This is a genomic window from Glaciibacter sp. 2TAF33, assembly GCF_052114945.1.
Lineage (GTDB): Bacteria > Actinomycetota > Actinomycetes > Actinomycetales > Microbacteriaceae > Cryobacterium.
The window spans coordinates 1-16,121 of record NZ_JBFRFS010000006.1; the positions used below are offsets into that span (position 1 = coordinate 1).

The following is a 16,121-nucleotide window of genomic DNA, read 5'->3' on the forward strand; positions in this document are numbered from 1 at the left end:
CCCCCCCCCCCCCCCCCCCCCCCCCCCCCCCCCCCCCCCCCCCCCCCCCCCCCCCCCCCCCCCCCCCCCCCCCCCCCCCCCCCCCCCCCCCCCCGACGCATAGACGTGGGCTCCGTAATGGATACCGAGCGGTTGATCAGCTCTCCTGGACGAAGGACGGCGCGGCGAAACCGGCGCCGATCAGGTCATCGCAGCACACGAACTGGGTCCCGATGCGAGTGAGCGGGCAATTCCGGAAGTCCTGCATCGACACCACGGGAGTGCTGGAGGATGCGGTTCCGGGATACTGCGCTGCCGATGCGGGAACCACTCCGGTGCCGGCCAGGAGTACTGCGGTGAGCGCGGCGACGGTCCAGTTGCGAGCGGAAGTCGAGCGAATCATGATGGGCCTGGCCAACGAGCTGGAAGCCCGGCCGATCCAGGCCGAGCTTCTGGCGCTCGCGTCGAGCGCCCGGATCCCGGTCGGCCAGGTTGCCGCGGTCACCGCGGTCGACGCCACCGACGAGCCGATCGCCGCCCTCGCGGGCCTGACGACCGGGGAGACGAGATCTTGGCGCACGTCGTCGCCGGGCGAACCTACGGGAAGATCGCCCGAACACTCTCGATCAGCGGGAAGACGGTCAGTTCACACATCTCCCATCTGTTGCGGAAGACCGGCACCTCGAACCGCATCGAGCTGTCGCGCCTTGCCTCGCGAATCCCCCGCGAGGTCTGAGCGGATGCCGCGGCTCACTCCCCCGCCTCCACCAGCGTGATGAACGCGCTGAGTTCCGTCACCCCGGCCGGGGTCACGGGCAGGTACCCGGTCAGCGCCGGCGAATACACCAGGTATGCTGCCCACTTGGCGCGGGAGATCGCCACGTTCAGCCGGTTCTTCATGATCAGGAACGACATTCCGCGGGGCACATCATCGGCGGACGACGCGGCCAGTGACACGATCGAGATGGCCGCCTCCTGGCCCTGGAACTTGTCCACCGTGCCCACCCGCACGGCGTCGAACCCGGCTGCGACCAGCGCCTGGCGCACCACGGCCAGTTGCGCGTTGTACGGCGTCACCACGATCAGGTCGGCCTCGGTGATCGGCTCGTCGTAGCGGTCCTCGGTGGGATCCGTCCAGCGGGTTCCGAGCACCGACCGCACCAGTGACACCACAACGGATGCCTCCTCCGGCGACTCGATCGAGTTGCCGACGTGCTCGACCGGTACGGCGTGCAACCCGGGCTCGACCCCGGCCAGTGAGCGGCTGGAGGCCACCGGGTGCGCGTGCAGCTGCCCCTCGTACGACAGCTCCGACACCGGGGCCGTCACGGCGGGGTGCATGCGGCGGCTCTCGGCGAGGAAGTAACCCAGATCGGGCGGAAGCACATCGTGGCCGGCGCTCACCCAGCCGAGCGCCGACTGGTCGATCGGCTCGGGGTGGGTGCCCTGGCTGACCTGCGGCAATTGCTGCGGGTCCCCCAGGAGCAACAGGTTGCGGGCGCCGACGCTGGCGGCGATCGTCGACGCCAGCGAGAACTGACCGGCCTCATCCACCACGAGCAGGTCCAGCGAGTGCCGGGGCACCCGGGCGGGGTTGCTGAAGTCCCATGCTGTTCCACCGAGTACGAACCCGGACTGGGCGTGCTCGGCGCCGAACATCAGCTGACCCTCCTTGGGCAGCGGGGTGTACAGGACATTGGTGGCGTCGGAGTTGGCCTTGGGCACCTTGCCGACCAGCGACGGGTCGAGTCCCGCCTTCACCACGGCTGAGAGTAGGTTCTCAACGACCGCGTGGGACTGGGCGACCACGCCGATCTTCCAGTTGTGGTCCCGAACCAGGGCTGTGATCACATGCGCGCCCAGGTAGGTCTTGCCGGTGCCCGGCGGGCCCTGCACCGCCAGGTATGACCGGTCCAGGTCGAGGAGGCTGGCGGCGACAGCGCTGACCCGGTCGGCGCCCCCGTCGCTCGCCACTGCCGGCGCGAGTCGGCCGGCGCGGGTCCGCGGCGGCACCCGACGCAGGATGTCGCCCATCGGCTCGCGCGGCCACGGACGTGACTCCGGCGAATGCGATCCAGTCGAATGTGATCCAGCCGGATGCGATCCAGACGGATGCGATTCCACCGCCGGCGCGCCCGCGGACTGTGAGTCGACGATCGCCTGCGCCCATTCGTCGATGGCCGGCTTCTGCTGGCCTGCTGACGGCGGAGCGGCCGGTGCCAGGGCGATCGGTTCCGTCCGGTACGGGGCGACCCCGGCGAGCAGGGTCTCCTCGACCAGGATGCTGCCGTCGTCGGCGACCTCGAGCACCCGCACCGGGCGGTATGCCCTGGCGTCGTCGCGGGTGCCGGGGTTCTGGAACGGTCCGGGGTGTTCGTAGAGCAGGAACGGGCCGGCCTGGTCGCCGGGCTTGATGCTGCTGCCCGGCGCGAGCCGCCCGCGCAGCCTCAGCTCACGGCGGTCGGTGCGTTGTTTGCCCTCGCGGTACCAGTCCCGTTCGACACGCACCTGGTCGATGCGGAGCACGTCGCGGGTGTCCTGCCATTCGTCGATCGGGTATTCCAGCCGGAAGAAGTGGCCCCACCAAAAGCTCTTCTGCTCCCGCCGGTGGTAGTCGATCGCTGCGGCGGCGAACGCCGCGGCGGTCTGGTCGGCGGTGCGCTCCGGCACCACCTGCGCACCGGAGGAGATCGGGATTCCCACCGTCGGCTGGCCGCCCGCGTGCACGCCCCCGGCCAGTGCCAGCAGCGCGTCCCGCAGCGGGGATGGTTCGAGTTCGTCGAGTTCCGACTCCGGCAGCGGTCCACCGGTTCCGATGCCGCGCTCGGCAGCCCGGGCGAGCAGCCAGTCCCGCAGGCGCAGCGTCGATACGCAGTCGTAGGTGTTGTAGTCGGCGATGGAGTCGAGCATCCGCTGTGCCTCCACACTGCGGCCGAGTGACCGGAGCTCCATCGCGGTGGCGTACTCGGTGATCGAGTCGGCCGCGTTGGTGACCTCCCCCACCCGCAGGTCGTCGCCCATGTAGAGCGGCTCGAGCTTCTTGATCGAGTACGACCGGGAGCCGACGCGGATGGTCTTGCGCACCAGCGGGTAGAGGTCGACGAGTGCGTTCGCGCGGAGCAACTGGTCGACCTCGTCTTCGCCGACGCCGTGCCGCGCGGCGATGCTCAACAGGTGGGTGCGCTCATAGGACGCGTAGTGGTAGATGTGCATGTTCGGGTACGCCGCGCGCCGGGCGCGAAGGTAGTCGAGGAAGTCCAGCAGCGCCTGCTTCTCCTCCGCCCAGCTGTGCGCCCAGAACGCACGGAACGTTCCGTCGGGCTCGATCAGACCGAACAGGTAGTCGAGCCCCCACTGTTGCACCGTGCCGGCGGAGGCGCCCTCGGTGTACAGCGGGTCGCCCTCGAAGTCGAAGAAGATGTCGCCGGGGTCCGGCTCGGGCAGAACGGCCAGTGCCCCCGGGTTGTAGACATCGACAGGCGGCGGCCTGCCGTCCGTGGCGCTCACCTGCAACCGCGCCTGCGTGCGCAGGCCCTGCAGGGTGGAGTCGGCGATTCCATCGACCCCGACGATAGTGTCAGCGGATGCCGCGAGTTCGTCGATGGTGCGGATGCCCGCGGTCGCCAGCCGCGCCCGCTGGGTCACGCGCATGCCGGCCACCAGCAGCAGGTCGCGGTGCGCCTGCACCTCGGCCTCGCAGGTGTCGCAGCGCCCGCAGACCGTGTAGCGCGGATCGCCCCAGGCGACCGGGGAGGCATCCGCCAGCCGCTCGCCGATGATCTGCAGCAACCGTTCACGCCGCTTGCGGTACACCGGGCGGATGTCGCTGAGCCGATGTTCGCTCACCGACCCGTCGCCGAGCAGCAGTTCGACCGTTTCGGTGGGCCGCACGCCGATCCGTTCGAGCTGCTCCGCGTATGCGGCGAGCTGCAGCAGGGCGGTGACCCGGGCGTGCCGGGCGAGCTTCGTGTCTTGCACCAGCCAGCTGCCGTCGGGCTGGCGCACGATGAAGTCCGCGAACCCGATGAACGCGACGGAGCAGCCGGCGGAGGTGCTCACTTCGACGATGGTCCGGCCGGAACCGGCGGCATCGACGGACTCCGCCACCAGAACGCTGGCGTCCACGGACACGGTCCCGAAGCCGTCGTCGAAGAACGTGGCCTGGAACACGACGTCCGCCGTCCCGCTGAACGCCCGCACGGTCTCGGCGGTGACCTCGTCAAGCGCTGCCCGGTCCATCTGCTCCGGCCGGGCGATCTCCGCCACACCGGACCCGAAACGGCGGCGGTAGCCCTCCAGCACCCGCGCCTCGTGCTCGTCGCCGAGGCGGGACGTGCGTTCCAGCATCGCGTCGGCCGTGTCGGGCACGGCGTCAATACGGCCGAGCTTCGCGTCCAGCTTGCGCAGGAACGCGAACTCGCATTTCGACGCGGCGGTCAGGTCGCTCGCACTGGTGACCACGTCTCCGTCAAGCAGGAACATCCGTGCCCTTTCTGTCGGCTGCATTGAGCGTAGCCGCAGCCACTGACACAGCCACCGCCGTTGGACTCGCGTGCGCTACAGCGGGGATTCTGGCGGAAACGGCCGTTTTCGGCCCAATCCGGTGGGCTGCGCGAGATATCCCAGCGGTTACGCACGGCGCGCCGACGACATCGGCGCTACCGTGTCGCGACGACCTCGAGTGGCTCGCCGTTCACGCTGAGCACCCGCCAGGCTTCGTCGTGCCGCTCTACGGTGCTGATGGCGCCGTTGAGGATCTGGTCGAAGGTCTGTCCGGAGAGGTGCTGCAGCGTGTACCGGATGAGGGTTCCGTGGCAGACGATGATGGTGCGGGCGCCGTCGAAGTCTGCGGCCACCTGCTCCAGCGCGCGGGTGCCGCGATCGACGACGGAGTCCAGGGGCTCGAGGCCCGGGTACTGCCGGTCCGGCCAGCGCGCGGCGACGATCTCGGCGGTGGCGCCCTCAGCGGCACCGTAGTTCCGCTCGGTGAGCAGGTCATAGGTCGGGCCGAGCGTGATGCCCAAGCCGGACGCGATGATCTCGGCGGTCTCCCGCGCCCGGGATAGCGGTGAACTCACGATGGCATCCCACCGCTCAGGCGCGAGCAACTCGACGGCCTCCCGCGCCTGGCCGCGGCCGGTGTCGTTCAGCGGGATGTCCGTCGAACCCTGCAACTTGAGCTCGCGGTTCCACTCGGTTTCTCCGTGGCGAATGAGGGCGAGAGTCATGACTGCTGCTTTCTGGATCAAGGGCGGCGAACCTCGAGTCTCCCCTATCAATCTGAACGGATGCGCAACACGGCCGGCGTGGGCAGCGCGGCACCGTGAGCAATAGGCTGACCGCATGATCATCGTCGCCACCCTGGTTGTCACCCTCGCCGCAGCGCTGCACGTGGTGATCTTCATCATGGAGAGCGTGGGCTGGACTCGCCCGGCGATCTGGAAACGATTCGGCGTCCCCAACCAGGCCGACGCGAACACCACCCGCCCGCTGGCCTACAACCAGGGCTTCTACAACCTGTTTCTGGCCATCGGCGCCCTCGTCGGGATCGTCTTCTTCGGGATCGGCTGGCACGACGCCGGGCTCGCGCTCGTGGTCTTCACGATGGCCAGCATGCTCGCCGCCTCCATTGTGCTGGTCAGCACGGGTCGCGGTTACGCCCGCGCGGCGGTGACGCAGGGCACGCTTCCGCTGATCGGGCTGGTGCTGATCCTGCTCGCGTAGGCGCGACAACCCAGGGGTGTGCCCGCCTACACTTGGCTGAATGACAGGATCGGTGGCTCCAGCTTGGCTTGTCGCCGCCGTGCTCGCGTCCGCCCTCCTCCTCACCGGGTGCACGGCCGGAGGCGCGAACCCGGCCACCCCGGCCACCTCGGCGCCGGCACCGACGTCGACGACCGCGCCCACCGCATCCGTCGCCCCGGCAGCGGTGACCCCGGTGGTGCCCGATCCGCTCACGGAGGAGTCGATCACAAACGAGTCGACCCGCCTGGCCGAAGCCATCCGGGCGCTGATCGACTCCGCCGTCATCGTCAACGTCGACGACCACGCCCAGGTCGTGGAGAAGACGGCGAGCGCGGGCCGCTACTACGGCATCATCCGCACCATCACGCTCGACCCGAAAACGGATGCCGCCACCGTCGCCACCGAGATGGTCGGGAAGCTCATGGCGGCCGGGTGGATCAGTCGTGATTCCTCGAGCAACGGCAGCACGGAGCTGAGCGCACTCGCCAGCGGCGAGGACCCGGCGACGTCCTGGTTCGTGATCATCGGTGCCGACGCATCCGTCCCCGGGGAATCCGTCCTGACGATCCAGCTGGCCAGCCCAGACCTTCCGTAGCCGCAGGAGGCCTGCCTTTCAGCGGAGGACCCGCTGGAGTACCGTGTCAGGCATGGCCACCGTCACAGAGTTCTGGGCTCCGCACGCCAACCAGAACGGCCTCTACCAGGCCCTCGGAACGCTGGAATGGTACTGGCCGCTCGGCAACGACTCGGACTACTGGGGCTATGCCATCCGGCCGCTGCAGCCCAACATGCAGGTCGAGATCGAGCGGCAGTGGACGACCTCGGACAACGAGCTCAACCAGGCGGAACACTTCATACTGACCGTGTCAGACCCGATCGGCCGCGAGTTCCGGCCATCCGGCAATGGCGGGCTGCTGCAATTCACCGCGATCAAGGTGCAGGCCTGATGTTGCTGCTGGCCGTGCACGACGATGCCGGGACCATCGTCGGCGCGGTGATCGACGATGGAAAGCACCCCGTCCCGGTTCCGGTCCCCGACAACGGCTACCTGCTCGCGCGGATCGAACTCGACCCGGAGTACGAGCGGCTGCCCCTTGATATCCTGTGCTCACAGCTGCGCGTCGATGCGGAAGGCAATCGCTTGGTGCGGGCTGAGGAGCGGCGCGCCCCCTAACCCGACCGGCCAGTCGACTCGCTGCGGCGTCACTCCTGACGAAAGTAGAGACCATGACCGTTTCCCCCGTGATTTGGGGAGTGACCATCGTCGTCATCCTCGGACTGTTGGCTTTTGACTACTTCTTCCACATCCGCAAGGCCCATGTGCCGAGCTTGAAGGAGGCAGCGATCTGGTCTTCCGTCTACGTGGGGATCGCGGTCGTCTTCGGCATCCTGGTCTTCGTCCTGGGCGGCAGCGCGATGGGGTCGGAGTATTTCGCCGGGTACATCACCGAGAAGGCGCTGTCGGTGGACAACCTGTTCGTCTTCCTGATCATCATCGCCAGCTTCAAAGTTCCCCGGGAGGATCAGCAGAAGGTGCTGCTGTTCGGGATCGTCTTCTCGTTGATCGCCCGCACCGGATTCATCTTCCTCGGCGCCGCCTTGATCAATTCCTTCGCCTGGGTGTTCTACATCTTCGGACTGATCCTCCTGGTCACGGCAGGAAACCTGCTGAAGCCGGCGCACACCGGCGAGGACCAGGCCGACAACTTCATGATCCGGCTGGCCCGGCGGCTGTTCCACACCACCGACTACTTCGACGGCGACAAGCTGTTCACGATGCAGGGCGGCAAGAGGGCGCTCACGCCGATGCTGCTGGTCATGGTGGCGATCGGTGGCACCGACGTCTTGTTCGCCCTGGATTCGATTCCGGCCATCTTCGGCCTGACCCAGAACACCTTCATCGTCTTCACCGCCACGGCCTTCTCCCTGATGGGGCTGCGCCAGTTGTACTTCCTGATCGACGGGCTCCTCGACCGGCTCATCTACCTCTCCTACGGGCTGGCGGCGATCCTGGCGTTCATCGGCGTGAAGCTGGTGCTGCACGCGCTGCACGAAAACAACCTGCCGTTCATCAACGATGGGGAACACGTTCCCGTCTTCGAGATCTCGACCGGCCTGTCCCTCACCGTCATCGTCGGGGTGCTGGTCGTCACGGTGGTTCTCTCGCTGTTGAGCAAGGCGGGCAAAGCCCAGACCGCCATCAACAACGCACGCCGGCACGCGGTCAACTACTTGGACCTGGGCTACACAGCGGATGCCGCCGAGCACGAGCGCATCTACCGGCAGCTCGTGGCGGAAGAGGCCGAGATCATGACCATGGAGCCGAAGTACCGGAACAAGGCCAAGGACGTGGACCGCATCCGTGAGCAGGTGGCCGAAGCCCATCGGCAGCACGAGCAATACCTGACCTCCTAGTGCTGATCCCGTTCAACGTCGGGTAGTCTCTGTGCCCTGTAGACGCAACGCCCGGCAGGCGCTGCCGGGACCGAACGTTCACCGAGGAGTTGCCATGACCCAGTCCGTCACGTCATCCGATGGAACCACCCTCGCATTCGAGCGAACCGGGACCGGGCCGGCCGTGATCATCATCGGCGGCGCGTTCAACACCCGCGGCTCGGCCCATGACCTCGCGGGACTGCTGGCGGCCCATTTCACGGTCTACACCTACGATCGCCGCGGCCGGGGCGACAGCACCGACGCCGGCGCCAACCCGGCTTCCGACGCCGAACTGATCGATCGGGAGATCGACGACCTGGCCGCGCTCATCGGCGCAGCGGGCGGATCCGCCCGTGTCTACGGTCACTCGTCCGGCGCGGTGATCGGGCTTGAGGCGGCTGTGCGCGGGCTGCCCGTCACACACGTCGCCACCTACGAGCCGCCCTTGGTGACGCCCGACACGAGCGTGGGCTCCCCGGACGAATGGCGCACGAGCATCCGTGATGCCCTCGGGACGGACGACCGCGACCGGGCGGCCAGGCTTTTTCTCCAGGGCACCGGGCTGCCGGTGGCGGCGATGGATTACATGACCCAGCAGCCCTGGTGGCCGGGCATGCTGGGCGTGGCCCACACCCTGCCCGTGGACGTCGCCGCAGTGGGCGACGGAACCGTGCCCGTGGAACGGTATGCGGCCGTGGCAGTGCCGGCGCTGGTCGTCTCTGGCAGCGACAGCGCCTGGGCGACCGACATCACGACGCAACTCGGCGAGGCGATACCCGGGGCGAAAACGGTCATCATCCAGGGCCAGGGGCACGACGTCGACGCCGCCATCATCGCCCCCGTGCTGACCGACTTCTTCCCCTGAGCGGGTCCCCCACCCCCGCGAACACGCAGTCGTTGGGTTTATCCGCGCCGTTTAGACCCAACTACTGCGTTCTCGGCGACGGAGTCGGCGCGCAGTCGGCGTGCAGTCGGCGCGCTTCACAGCCGGTGTGCCGCCTCCTCAATTCTGCGCACCGCCGCGCGCAGCGAAACCAGCACGTCGTCGTCCGATTCGTCGCCGCCGATGAGCAAGCCGTAGACGAAGGTGTCCTCGCCCGCCGCCCGCGCGCGCTGCGCCTCGATCTTCAGGTGCTCGGCGAACAGCCGGCCGTCGCGGTGGTCACCGAGGGTTCCCACGATCGGCTTGGCGGCAGCCGTAATGCGGTGGATCGCGGTCGCCTGCCGGCGGCCCACCATCGGTGCCACCGCGGCTGATGCACGCTGCAAACGCCGTGCCGCCTTCCGTGCCTCATGCAGCGCCGCGTCACGGTCGACGTCCGACGCTTGTGCGGCATCCGCTCGCCTGCGCAGCCGCTTCACCTGCCAGCGCAACGCCGTGCGCACCTGGGCTTTGGCCGATTTCGACGCCTTCTCGGCGAGCGGAGGGGAGGCGACGAACGCATCGAGGTCGTCGAGCAATCGAAAATAGGACTCGCTCCCGAGCAGTTGCCGCACGCGGCCGAGCGCCTGGGCGTATACGGTCCGGTCGCCGCCGACCAGGCGGGCCTCGGCATCCGTGTCCCGCACCGGCAGGGCTTCCAGGGCCGTCGCCGCTCGGGCGCGGCGAACTTCCGCATCGCGCGCCTCGCCGAGCGCATGGCCCAGCCGGTCGAGGTCGTCGAGAAGGGCGTCAACGGGCGCGCGGTCGAACAAGCGGCGGTAGGTGCGCAGCACGCTCCGCAGCCGGCTCACGACGCGGCGCATCTGGTGCACGGCACCGGCCTCGTCCGCGCGCACCGCCGGATCGCTCGCGACCAGTGCATCGACCAGGGCGCTGAGCGCGGGAAGGACAACGGATGCCGCGGTTCCCGGCGCAAGCTCGAGGGGTCTGTGCGTGGCCGCCTGGGCTGCCTGGGTCGTGTCGGCCGCCTCGGCCGACTTGGCCGACTTGGCCGCCTTGGCCGACTCGGCCGACTCGGCCGCCTTGGCTGTCTGGGGCGCCTTGGCTGTCTGGGCACCCTCGAGTTCGGTCAGCGACTCGACGCCCAAAGCCCGGGCCAACTTGGACTGGCTCGCCGACGGGTGTGCTTCGGCGGCCGTGAGCTGCGCCTCGACCGCGTCGAAGAACGCGGCGCGCCCTTTGCGCGTCGCCGGCGGCGCCTCGAGGAACTCGACCTCCCATTCCCGCCACTGGAGGTACCCGCCATTGCGGACGTCCGATGCCGAGACCTGGTCGTCGGCGACCTCGGCGATGGCTTCCCCGTCGGCATTGAGCAACCGCACGACGGTGCGGGTGGTGGTGATGCGGGCCAGCGGACTGAGCGGCCGGTCCCGCACGATCGCGCGCACCGGCTCGAGCACCACGTCGGGGACGGCAGGGGCTGGATCTTCCGCGTCTGCACCGGGACGGGCAGCCGCAACGGTCTCGTGGGTATCCCCCACCCCGGGCGGCCAATGGAATTCGGTGCGGCCCTCGTCGGCGGGCTTCTTGATGTGCCAGCCGGCGTCGCCGCCGCCCTCACGTCGGCGCAACGTGATGCGGTGACGCGCGAGATCCGCGGCATCCGTGTCGTAGTACACGGCTGTCAGGGTGACCGCTTCCCTGCCATCGACCGCGGCGACGCCGTCGAGTCGGGACAGGTCTGGTACAACGGCGGCGAGGTCCACATCGTACTTACGCTCGATTTCGGTCTGCTTCGATCCGGACATGGCTCCCCGTCTCTGTGGATTCCCAGTTAACCCCCTCGGCGGCGAAGCCAGACAGCCGCCGGGCCGATTCTCCGGGCGGTATCGGTCCGTCCCCGTGCGTAACTCCTGCAATTTGCGATCCCCGGCTCGGCGCGGCCCCGTGATCACGCGGAAGCGGCACCGACCGGTCTACGAATAGCAGGAGTTACGCACCAGGGGCGTGCAAGAGTCGGCCCCGCGGCATGGCAGGCGCGGCCCGGCGGGCGGCAAAACTGGCCCGGCGGGGGCAAAAGTGGCCCGGCGGGCGCCACGAGCGGCCCTCGGCACGGCAGATGGGGCTCGCCGGCCCGGCAGGGGCGGCCCGGCAGAGCACGCTGGCACGCGAATCCGGCAGACTGGAGGCATCGACACTCCATTCACCGCCCTCGACTGGCCCACCCTGCTCAGCCCGACCGCCCCGGTCGACGTCTCCCCCGGGATCCTGCTCGGAATCCTCGTGGCCGCCGCCGCGCTCAGCATCCCCCCGGTCACCTGGCGCTGGTTCGGCCTGTTCACCACGCTGGTGCACGAACTCGGGCACGCCGTCGCCGCGATCCTGACCGGGCGGGTGGTGCACGGCATCCGAATCCGCCGCAACCACTCCGGTGATGCCCTCAGCAGCGGTCGCGGCATTCTCGGCGTCGTCATCAGCGGAATGCTCGGCTACCCGGCACCGGCGATCGTGGGCGCCGCCCAGCTCTGGAGCGTCTTCAACGGGTACACCGCCCTCGCCCTCTTTGCCGGCGGCGTCGTGCTCGTGGTGACCATTCTGGTGATCCGCAACCTGTTCGGAATCCTCGTTGTGCTCGCATCCGCTGCTGTGAGCACCCTGCTCTGGTTCTACGCCACGCCCGCGGTGCAGAGCTATGCGCTGCTGGTGCTCGGCAGCGCCCTGTTGGTCGGCGCGGTGCGCGGGCTCGGCACCGTCGTCGGCGTGCACGTGGGCCGCCGCGACCAGTTGCCCACCTCCGACGCGTACCTGCTGTACCGCCGTACCGGCGTGCCGTCCCCTGTCTGGCTGGCGTTGTTCGCGATCGTGATCGGCGGATGCATGCTGCTCGCGGCCACCGCATTCCTCACCCGCTAGGGCCGGCCGGTGCCGCGCCTGTCGCGGCCGGGCCGAACTCGCTACGCTCTCGAATACACCGATCGCAAGGGAGCAGCGATGTCATTCCAGGCCTACCTCGACAACATCGAAGACAAGACCGGGCTGACGCCGCGCCAATTCGTCGCCCTCGCCCAGGAGAAGGGGTTCGACGACCCGGCGACGAAGGCCGGCGCAATCGTCGACTGGCTGAAGGCCGACTTCGACCTCGGTCGCGGCCACGCCATGGCGCTGGTGCACGTGATCAAGAAGGGCGAGAAGATCGACGCCAAGCATGTCGGCACCGGCACCGCTCACAGCGACGACTCCGACACGCTGTGGCTCGACGGTAAGCAGACGCGCCCCTAAGCCGTCTGTCCAGCCTGTGCATACGCACTGCTGCATACATCGTCCAGAATTTCAACCGGATTGATTTCTCGCCACCGCGGCGTAAGTTCAGCTGTATGTGGGGGCGTCACGGAAAGCACCGCGGGTCCGGCGACTCGGCGCGCGGGTCGGCCGACGCCTTGAATCCAGGGTTCGACGGTCTTGAAGGCAGCTTCGACGAGGAACGCCGGCGGGCCGCCGCTGCCAGCCACGAGCGGATCGAGCCCTATGGCCACACGGACGAGCCGCCCTTCCCCGACACCAAGGCGCCGCTGACCCACCCCTGACCCGCCCCTGACGAGGTGAGCGGGTCACGCGCCTGCCGCGCAAACGGTGTGCCCGGCCCCGTGGGCGTAACTCCTGCTATTCGCGTTCGCACCCCAGGCGCAACCGCGTCATGACGCGGAAGTTGAATGCGCGGCTCAGGAATTGCAGGAGTTACGCACGAGGCGGCCCACTGACAGGGCGAAAATACGAGCGCACCGCTGCGTGGAGCCGCCCGCTATTCGTTCACGAGCACGGGAACGCCGACGCCCACGGCCACGGCCTGCTGCGCCAGACCAGCGGGCACCGCGACCTCGAACGCCTCACTCTCAGAGGGTGGTCCGCTGTGGGCGTGGTCCCCGTCAGCGTGGTGCACATACCGGCCGGTGCCGAGCAGGCTGCCATCGGCACCATAGAACCCGGCGACGACCTCCAGTTCGAGCAGGTCGCTCACGTCACTCGTGATGGTGACCGTGCCGCTGAGCGTCGCGCCGTCGAAGGCGAGCGCGTCGAGGCGAAAGCGGTCGTCGAACGGTCCGCCGGCCTGCACGATGGCACCCGGCTCCGGGTGCAGCCCGGCCAAGGCAGGCAAGGTCGGCTCTCCGGTCGCGGGCGCGAGGCCGGGGAACGAGGTCATCACGCTGACCGCGGGCTGGGCGGACACCGCCTGCCCGGCGGCGGCCACACCGATCCCCACGGCAGCGGCGACGACGCCGGCGCACAGGGCACCGCCCAAGAGCCCAGAGCGGAGGGAGAGCTTCATGACAGGATCCTTCGTGCCAGGGCCCGGCCGGGGCGCGATGCCCCGGCCGGGTCGGTGAATGGTTGGGTCGGTGGATGGCTGGGCGGCGAGCGCCGGGCCGGCGAATGGCCGGGCGGCGAGCGCCGCCGGTCAGCGGCTAGCGCTTCAGGCGCAGCGCGTCGGTGACGACACCGAACAGGTCGGTGTTGTCGACGCTGCCCTGCAGCTTCTCCGAGCCGGCACCGTACCCATAGATCGGCACATCCGCCCCGGTGTGGTTACCCGACAGATAGGTCAGCCACAGGCCGGCATCGGGCGACCCGTCGACAACGGATGCCGCGTCATCCGGTGTACGGAACGTGGCCGGCGCGAAGTTGGTCGCGCTACCCGCCCCGCCACCGTTGATGATGCCCGATGCCCGATGACCGGTTCGGGTCGAGCGTGCTGTTGCCCGGGCGGCTCGGGGTGGAGTTGTTCGCGGTGTTGCCGCCGTCGACGTTGGCCGGGGCCGTCGCCGCTTCGGCGTTGGTGAAGCTGCCCTTCTCGATGATGTTGAAGCCGGCACACTCGTGGTCGGCGGTGACGATCACCAGGGTGTGGCCGTCGCGCTTGGCGAAGTCCATCGCGGCGCCCACGGCGTCGTCGAACGCCTTGATCTCCTCGAGGGTCTGGGCGGCGTCGTTGGCGTGCGAGCGCTTGTCGATGAGCGCCCCCTCCACCTGCAGGTAGAAGCCCTTGCCCTTGTTCTTGGTGCTGAGCAGGTCGATGGCCTTCGTGGTCATCTCGGTCAGGGTCGGCTCCTGTGCCTGCGCGGCGCTGGGGTCCGCCTGCTTGGTCTTCTCGACGGTCAGGTTGCCGCCGTTGAAGAGTCCGAACACCTTGTCGCCCTTCGCCGCGGCGAGGTCGGCCTTGGTCGCGACGGTCTGGTTGGCGACCGAGCCGAGGACCGCGTAGCCCTGCTTCTCAAGTGCGGCTTCGTCGTCGGCGTCGAACCTGCTGAGACCGCCGCCGAGGATCACGTCGGCGGTGCCGTTGCGGGCGATCTGGTCGGCGATCGGGGTCACCCGGACGTCGTCGTGCGGCAGCGCGGAACCGGTGATGGCGAGGTCCTGGCAGGACTTCTCCGAGTACACCGGGCCCTGGCACCCGCGGGCCAGCGCGTGGCTCATCTGGCCGGCGGGCGTGGCATCCGTGATCTCGGAGGTGGAGACGTTGCCGGTGCGGAACCCGGACTGCTTGGCCATTTCCATGACCGTGGGCACCACAGTGCCCTTCGCGTCGACGCCGAGTGCGGCGTTGTAGGTCTTCACCCCGGACGCCCACGCGGTGGCGGCCGAGGCGGAGTCGGTGACCAGGTTGGGCACGAAGTCGGGGGCGCCGGGCTGGCCGGAGTTCTTCTGCACCGCGTAGGTGCTGACGTATCCCTGCGCCGGCAGCTTCTCCATGTTGAGCTCGCCGTTGGCGCCGTAGAAGCGCTCCCGGCCGGCGGTCACGTGGGTGCGGCCCATGCCGTCGCCGAGCAGGTAGATCACGTTCTTGATCTGGCCGTTGTTGCCCTTGTCATTGTTGGATCGGTCGTTGTTGGATCGGTCGTTGTTGCCCGGGCTTGGGGCGACGACCGGAGCGGCGCTGGCCGCGGTCGTGCCGACGGACGCCAGTCCGGCGCCCCCGAGCACCGCGGCGAGCGCCGCGGAAGCGAGAACTTTCTTGGTGCGCAGCATGGTCTCTCCTGTTCACAGCATGCGAGTGGCATCAGCGGATGCCACTCGGCAGCGTAGGGAGACCAGCGGTCGGCGATGCGGCACGCCGGTGACGCGGCGGCGACCTGCGGGTGAACAATGGCCCCCGTTCGGGGTGCGACGCCCACCCGCGACGCCGACGCCGTGGCCGGTGCCGCCGTGCCCCCGTGCATAACTCCTGCAATTCACGCACACACCGGGGGCGCCGCCGCGTGATCACGCGGGAGCGGCTCCGACCGGTCTAAGAATTGCAGGAGTTACGCACGGGACGGCGCGGAGGCCACGGGGCGGCGCGGAGACGGGGCGGCGGTGCGGAGGCCACGCGGCGGCGCGGAAACGGGGCAGCGGCGCGGAGACCACGGGGCGGCGCGGAGACGCGGGCGGCACTCGTCCGAAACCCGTGGAATGGGCGGCAGACGGCGGCCGCGCTCGCTCAGTGCAACACCCGGTAGGTGATGTGGGTCACCAGCTCGTTCTCGATTGCGCTGACCTGCTCCAGCTTGAGGCCGTCGAGCCCCTCGAGGAGAGGCTCACCCGTGCCCAGCACCACGGGCGCGATGTGCAGCCGCAACTCGTCGATCAGCCCGGCAGAGAGGTACTGCCGCACGGTCGCGGCGCCGCCGGCGACCGCCACGGTCTTCTCCCCCGCGGCAGCGCGCGCCTGCTCCAGGGCAGATTCGATGCCATCGGTGACGAACGTGAAGGTGGTGCCGCCCTCCATGGTCAACGGCTCCCGCGGGTGGTGCGTGAGCACGAAGACCGGCGCGTGGTACGGCGGCTCCTCGCCCCACCAGCCCTTCCACTCGTCGTCCCAGTCGCCTCGTCCGGGACCGAACATGTTGCGGCCCATGATGTACGCGCCGGCCGACGTGATGGCCTCGATCTCCGCGGCGTTCTCGGCAGGCTGCTCGAACCGCCAGCGATGCACCCGGTCGCCGCCTTCGCCGAGCGGATGCTCCAGGCTCTGGTTCGGGCCGGCCGCGTAGCCGTCGCTGGACACACCGATGTCGCACGTCACTGTCGTCATTGTCGATTG

At 69.1% G+C, this 16,121-nt stretch carries 17 protein-coding genes; 10 read left to right on the forward strand and 7 right to left on the reverse strand.

From position 1 onward, the window contains the following. Positions 1-136: 136 nt before the first annotated feature. Complete coding sequence (locus AB4Y94_RS07110; RefSeq protein WP_441726711.1) at positions 137-559, reverse strand: hypothetical protein; 423 nt, start codon at positions 557-559, stop codon at positions 137-139. On the opposite strand from AB4Y94_RS07110, the gene AB4Y94_RS07115 reads away from it, so the two are divergent. Next, positions 551-715, forward strand: a complete 165-nt coding sequence (locus AB4Y94_RS07115; protein WP_441726713.1) for a response regulator transcription factor — start codon at positions 551-553, stop codon at positions 713-715. The two genes, AB4Y94_RS07110 and AB4Y94_RS07115, sit on opposite strands and share 9 nt — an antisense overlap. A 14-nt stretch (positions 716-729) precedes the next feature. Here AB4Y94_RS07115 and AB4Y94_RS07120 read toward each other — a convergent pair whose 3' ends face one another. Together AB4Y94_RS07120 and AB4Y94_RS07125 are read right to left on the reverse strand one after the other, a co-directional pair. After that, entirely contained in the window at positions 730-4,461 is a 3,732-nt protein-coding gene (locus tag AB4Y94_RS07120) for a TM0106 family RecB-like putative nuclease (RefSeq protein ID WP_441726716.1), read from the reverse strand. Between the two features lie 176 nt (positions 4,462-4,637). Continuing rightward, the gene (locus AB4Y94_RS07125; protein ID WP_441726718.1) at positions 4,638-5,207 is read right to left on the reverse strand and encodes a histidine phosphatase family protein; all 570 of its coding nucleotides are present in this window, start codon (positions 5,205-5,207) and stop codon (positions 4,638-4,640) included. 115 nt (positions 5,208-5,322) lie between these two features. Between AB4Y94_RS07125 and AB4Y94_RS07130 the strand changes: the two genes are divergently transcribed. The 6 genes from AB4Y94_RS07130 to AB4Y94_RS07155 all read left to right on the forward strand — a co-directional run bounded on the left by AB4Y94_RS07130 (position 5,323) and on the right by AB4Y94_RS07155 (position 9,025). Beyond that, the gene (locus tag AB4Y94_RS07130) at positions 5,323-5,703 is read left to right on the forward strand and encodes a DUF1304 domain-containing protein (protein WP_441726720.1); all 381 of its coding nucleotides are present in this window, start codon (positions 5,323-5,325) and stop codon (positions 5,701-5,703) included. A gap of 40 nt (positions 5,704-5,743) precedes the next feature. After that, positions 5,744-6,319 carry a hypothetical protein gene (locus AB4Y94_RS07135; RefSeq protein ID WP_441726723.1) on the forward strand — a complete coding sequence of 192 codons (576 nt, stop codon included), beginning with the start codon at positions 5,744-5,746 and terminating at the stop codon, positions 6,317-6,319. Positions 6,320-6,371: 52 nt separating this feature from the next. Further along, positions 6,372-6,671, forward strand: a complete 300-nt coding sequence (locus AB4Y94_RS07140; RefSeq protein WP_441726726.1) for a hypothetical protein — start codon at positions 6,372-6,374, stop codon at positions 6,669-6,671. Further along, a complete protein-coding gene (locus AB4Y94_RS07145; RefSeq protein ID WP_441726729.1) occupies positions 6,671-6,898 on the forward strand; it encodes a hypothetical protein in 228 nt (75 codons plus the stop codon). The genes AB4Y94_RS07140 and AB4Y94_RS07145 overlap by 1 nt, the downstream gene beginning before the upstream one ends. A 53-nt stretch (positions 6,899-6,951) precedes the next feature. Further along, positions 6,952-8,139: a TerC family protein gene (locus AB4Y94_RS07150; protein WP_441726732.1), complete on the forward strand. Its 1,188-nt coding sequence runs from the start codon at positions 6,952-6,954 to the stop codon at positions 8,137-8,139. Positions 8,140-8,233: 94 nt separating this feature from the next. Then, the gene (locus AB4Y94_RS07155; protein ID WP_441726734.1) at positions 8,234-9,025 is read left to right on the forward strand and encodes an alpha/beta fold hydrolase; all 792 of its coding nucleotides are present in this window, start codon (positions 8,234-8,236) and stop codon (positions 9,023-9,025) included. A 116-nt stretch (positions 9,026-9,141) separates the two neighbouring features. On the opposite strand, the gene AB4Y94_RS07160 is transcribed toward AB4Y94_RS07155, so the two are convergent. Continuing rightward, a complete protein-coding gene (locus tag AB4Y94_RS07160; RefSeq protein ID WP_441726737.1) occupies positions 9,142-10,851 on the reverse strand; it encodes a CYTH and CHAD domain-containing protein in 1,710 nt (569 codons plus the stop codon). Positions 10,852-11,122: 271 nt separating this feature from the next. Between AB4Y94_RS07160 and AB4Y94_RS07165 the strand changes: the two genes are divergently transcribed. The 3 genes from AB4Y94_RS07165 to AB4Y94_RS07175 all read left to right on the forward strand — a co-directional run bounded on the left by AB4Y94_RS07165 (position 11,123) and on the right by AB4Y94_RS07175 (position 12,627). After that, positions 11,123-11,956, forward strand: coding sequence for a M50 family metallopeptidase (locus AB4Y94_RS07165; protein WP_441726740.1), 834 nt, complete (start codon positions 11,123-11,125; stop codon positions 11,954-11,956). Between the two features lie 78 nt (positions 11,957-12,034). After that, positions 12,035-12,322, forward strand: coding sequence for a DUF4287 domain-containing protein (locus tag AB4Y94_RS07170; RefSeq protein ID WP_441726743.1), 288 nt, complete (start codon positions 12,035-12,037; stop codon positions 12,320-12,322). 95 nt (positions 12,323-12,417) lie between these two features. Continuing rightward, on the forward strand, positions 12,418-12,627 hold the full coding sequence (locus tag AB4Y94_RS07175; RefSeq protein WP_441726745.1) for a hypothetical protein: 210 nt from the start codon (positions 12,418-12,420) through the stop codon (positions 12,625-12,627). 215 nt (positions 12,628-12,842) lie between these two features. Here the strand turns inward: AB4Y94_RS07175 and AB4Y94_RS07180 are convergent, their stop codons facing one another. The 3 genes from AB4Y94_RS07180 to AB4Y94_RS07190 form a co-directional block, all read right to left on the reverse strand. Next, on the reverse strand, positions 12,843-13,367 hold the full coding sequence (locus tag AB4Y94_RS07180) for a hypothetical protein (protein WP_441726748.1): 525 nt from the start codon (positions 13,365-13,367) through the stop codon (positions 12,843-12,845). Between the two features lie 362 nt (positions 13,368-13,729). Continuing rightward, positions 13,730-15,067 (reverse strand): alkaline phosphatase, encoded by a 1,338-nt coding sequence (locus AB4Y94_RS07185; RefSeq protein ID WP_441726751.1) that lies wholly within the window; start codon positions 15,065-15,067, stop codon positions 13,730-13,732. Positions 15,068-15,518: 451 nt separating this feature from the next. Continuing rightward, positions 15,519-16,112, reverse strand: a complete 594-nt coding sequence (locus AB4Y94_RS07190; RefSeq protein WP_441726753.1) for a dihydrofolate reductase family protein — start codon at positions 16,110-16,112, stop codon at positions 15,519-15,521. Positions 16,113-16,121 lie beyond the last annotated feature (9 nt).

Bases quoted from the DNA above. Each gene is read 5' to 3' on its own strand.
- AB4Y94_RS07120 (WP_441726716.1), bottom strand. From the start codon at position 4,461: ATGTTCCTGCTTGACGGAGACGTGGTCACCAGTGCGAGCGACCTGACC.
- AB4Y94_RS07140 (WP_441726726.1), top strand. From the start codon at position 6,372: ATGGCCACCGTCACAGAGTTCTGGGCTCCGCACGCCAACCAGAACGGC.
- AB4Y94_RS07190 (WP_441726753.1), bottom strand. From the start codon at position 16,112: ATGACGACAGTGACGTGCGACATCGGTGTGTCCAGCGACGGCTACGCG.
- AB4Y94_RS07175 (WP_441726745.1), top strand. From the start codon at position 12,418: ATGTGGGGGCGTCACGGAAAGCACCGCGGGTCCGGCGACTCGGCGCGC.
- AB4Y94_RS07155 (WP_441726734.1), top strand. From the start codon at position 8,234: ATGACCCAGTCCGTCACGTCATCCGATGGAACCACCCTCGCATTCGAG.
- AB4Y94_RS07150 (WP_441726732.1), top strand. From the start codon at position 6,952: ATGACCGTTTCCCCCGTGATTTGGGGAGTGACCATCGTCGTCATCCTC.
- AB4Y94_RS07125 (WP_441726718.1), bottom strand. From the start codon at position 5,207: ATGACTCTCGCCCTCATTCGCCACGGAGAAACCGAGTGGAACCGCGAG.
- AB4Y94_RS07170 (WP_441726743.1), top strand. From the start codon at position 12,035: ATGTCATTCCAGGCCTACCTCGACAACATCGAAGACAAGACCGGGCTG.
- AB4Y94_RS07145 (WP_441726729.1), top strand. From the start codon at position 6,671: ATGTTGCTGCTGGCCGTGCACGACGATGCCGGGACCATCGTCGGCGCG.
- AB4Y94_RS07135 (WP_441726723.1), top strand. From the start codon at position 5,744: ATGACAGGATCGGTGGCTCCAGCTTGGCTTGTCGCCGCCGTGCTCGCG.
- AB4Y94_RS07185 (WP_441726751.1), bottom strand. From the start codon at position 15,067: ATGCTGCGCACCAAGAAAGTTCTCGCTTCCGCGGCGCTCGCCGCGGTG.
- AB4Y94_RS07160 (WP_441726737.1), bottom strand. From the start codon at position 10,851: ATGTCCGGATCGAAGCAGACCGAAATCGAGCGTAAGTACGATGTGGAC.
- AB4Y94_RS07130 (WP_441726720.1), top strand. From the start codon at position 5,323: ATGATCATCGTCGCCACCCTGGTTGTCACCCTCGCCGCAGCGCTGCAC.
- AB4Y94_RS07180 (WP_441726748.1), bottom strand. From the start codon at position 13,367: ATGAAGCTCTCCCTCCGCTCTGGGCTCTTGGGCGGTGCCCTGTGCGCC.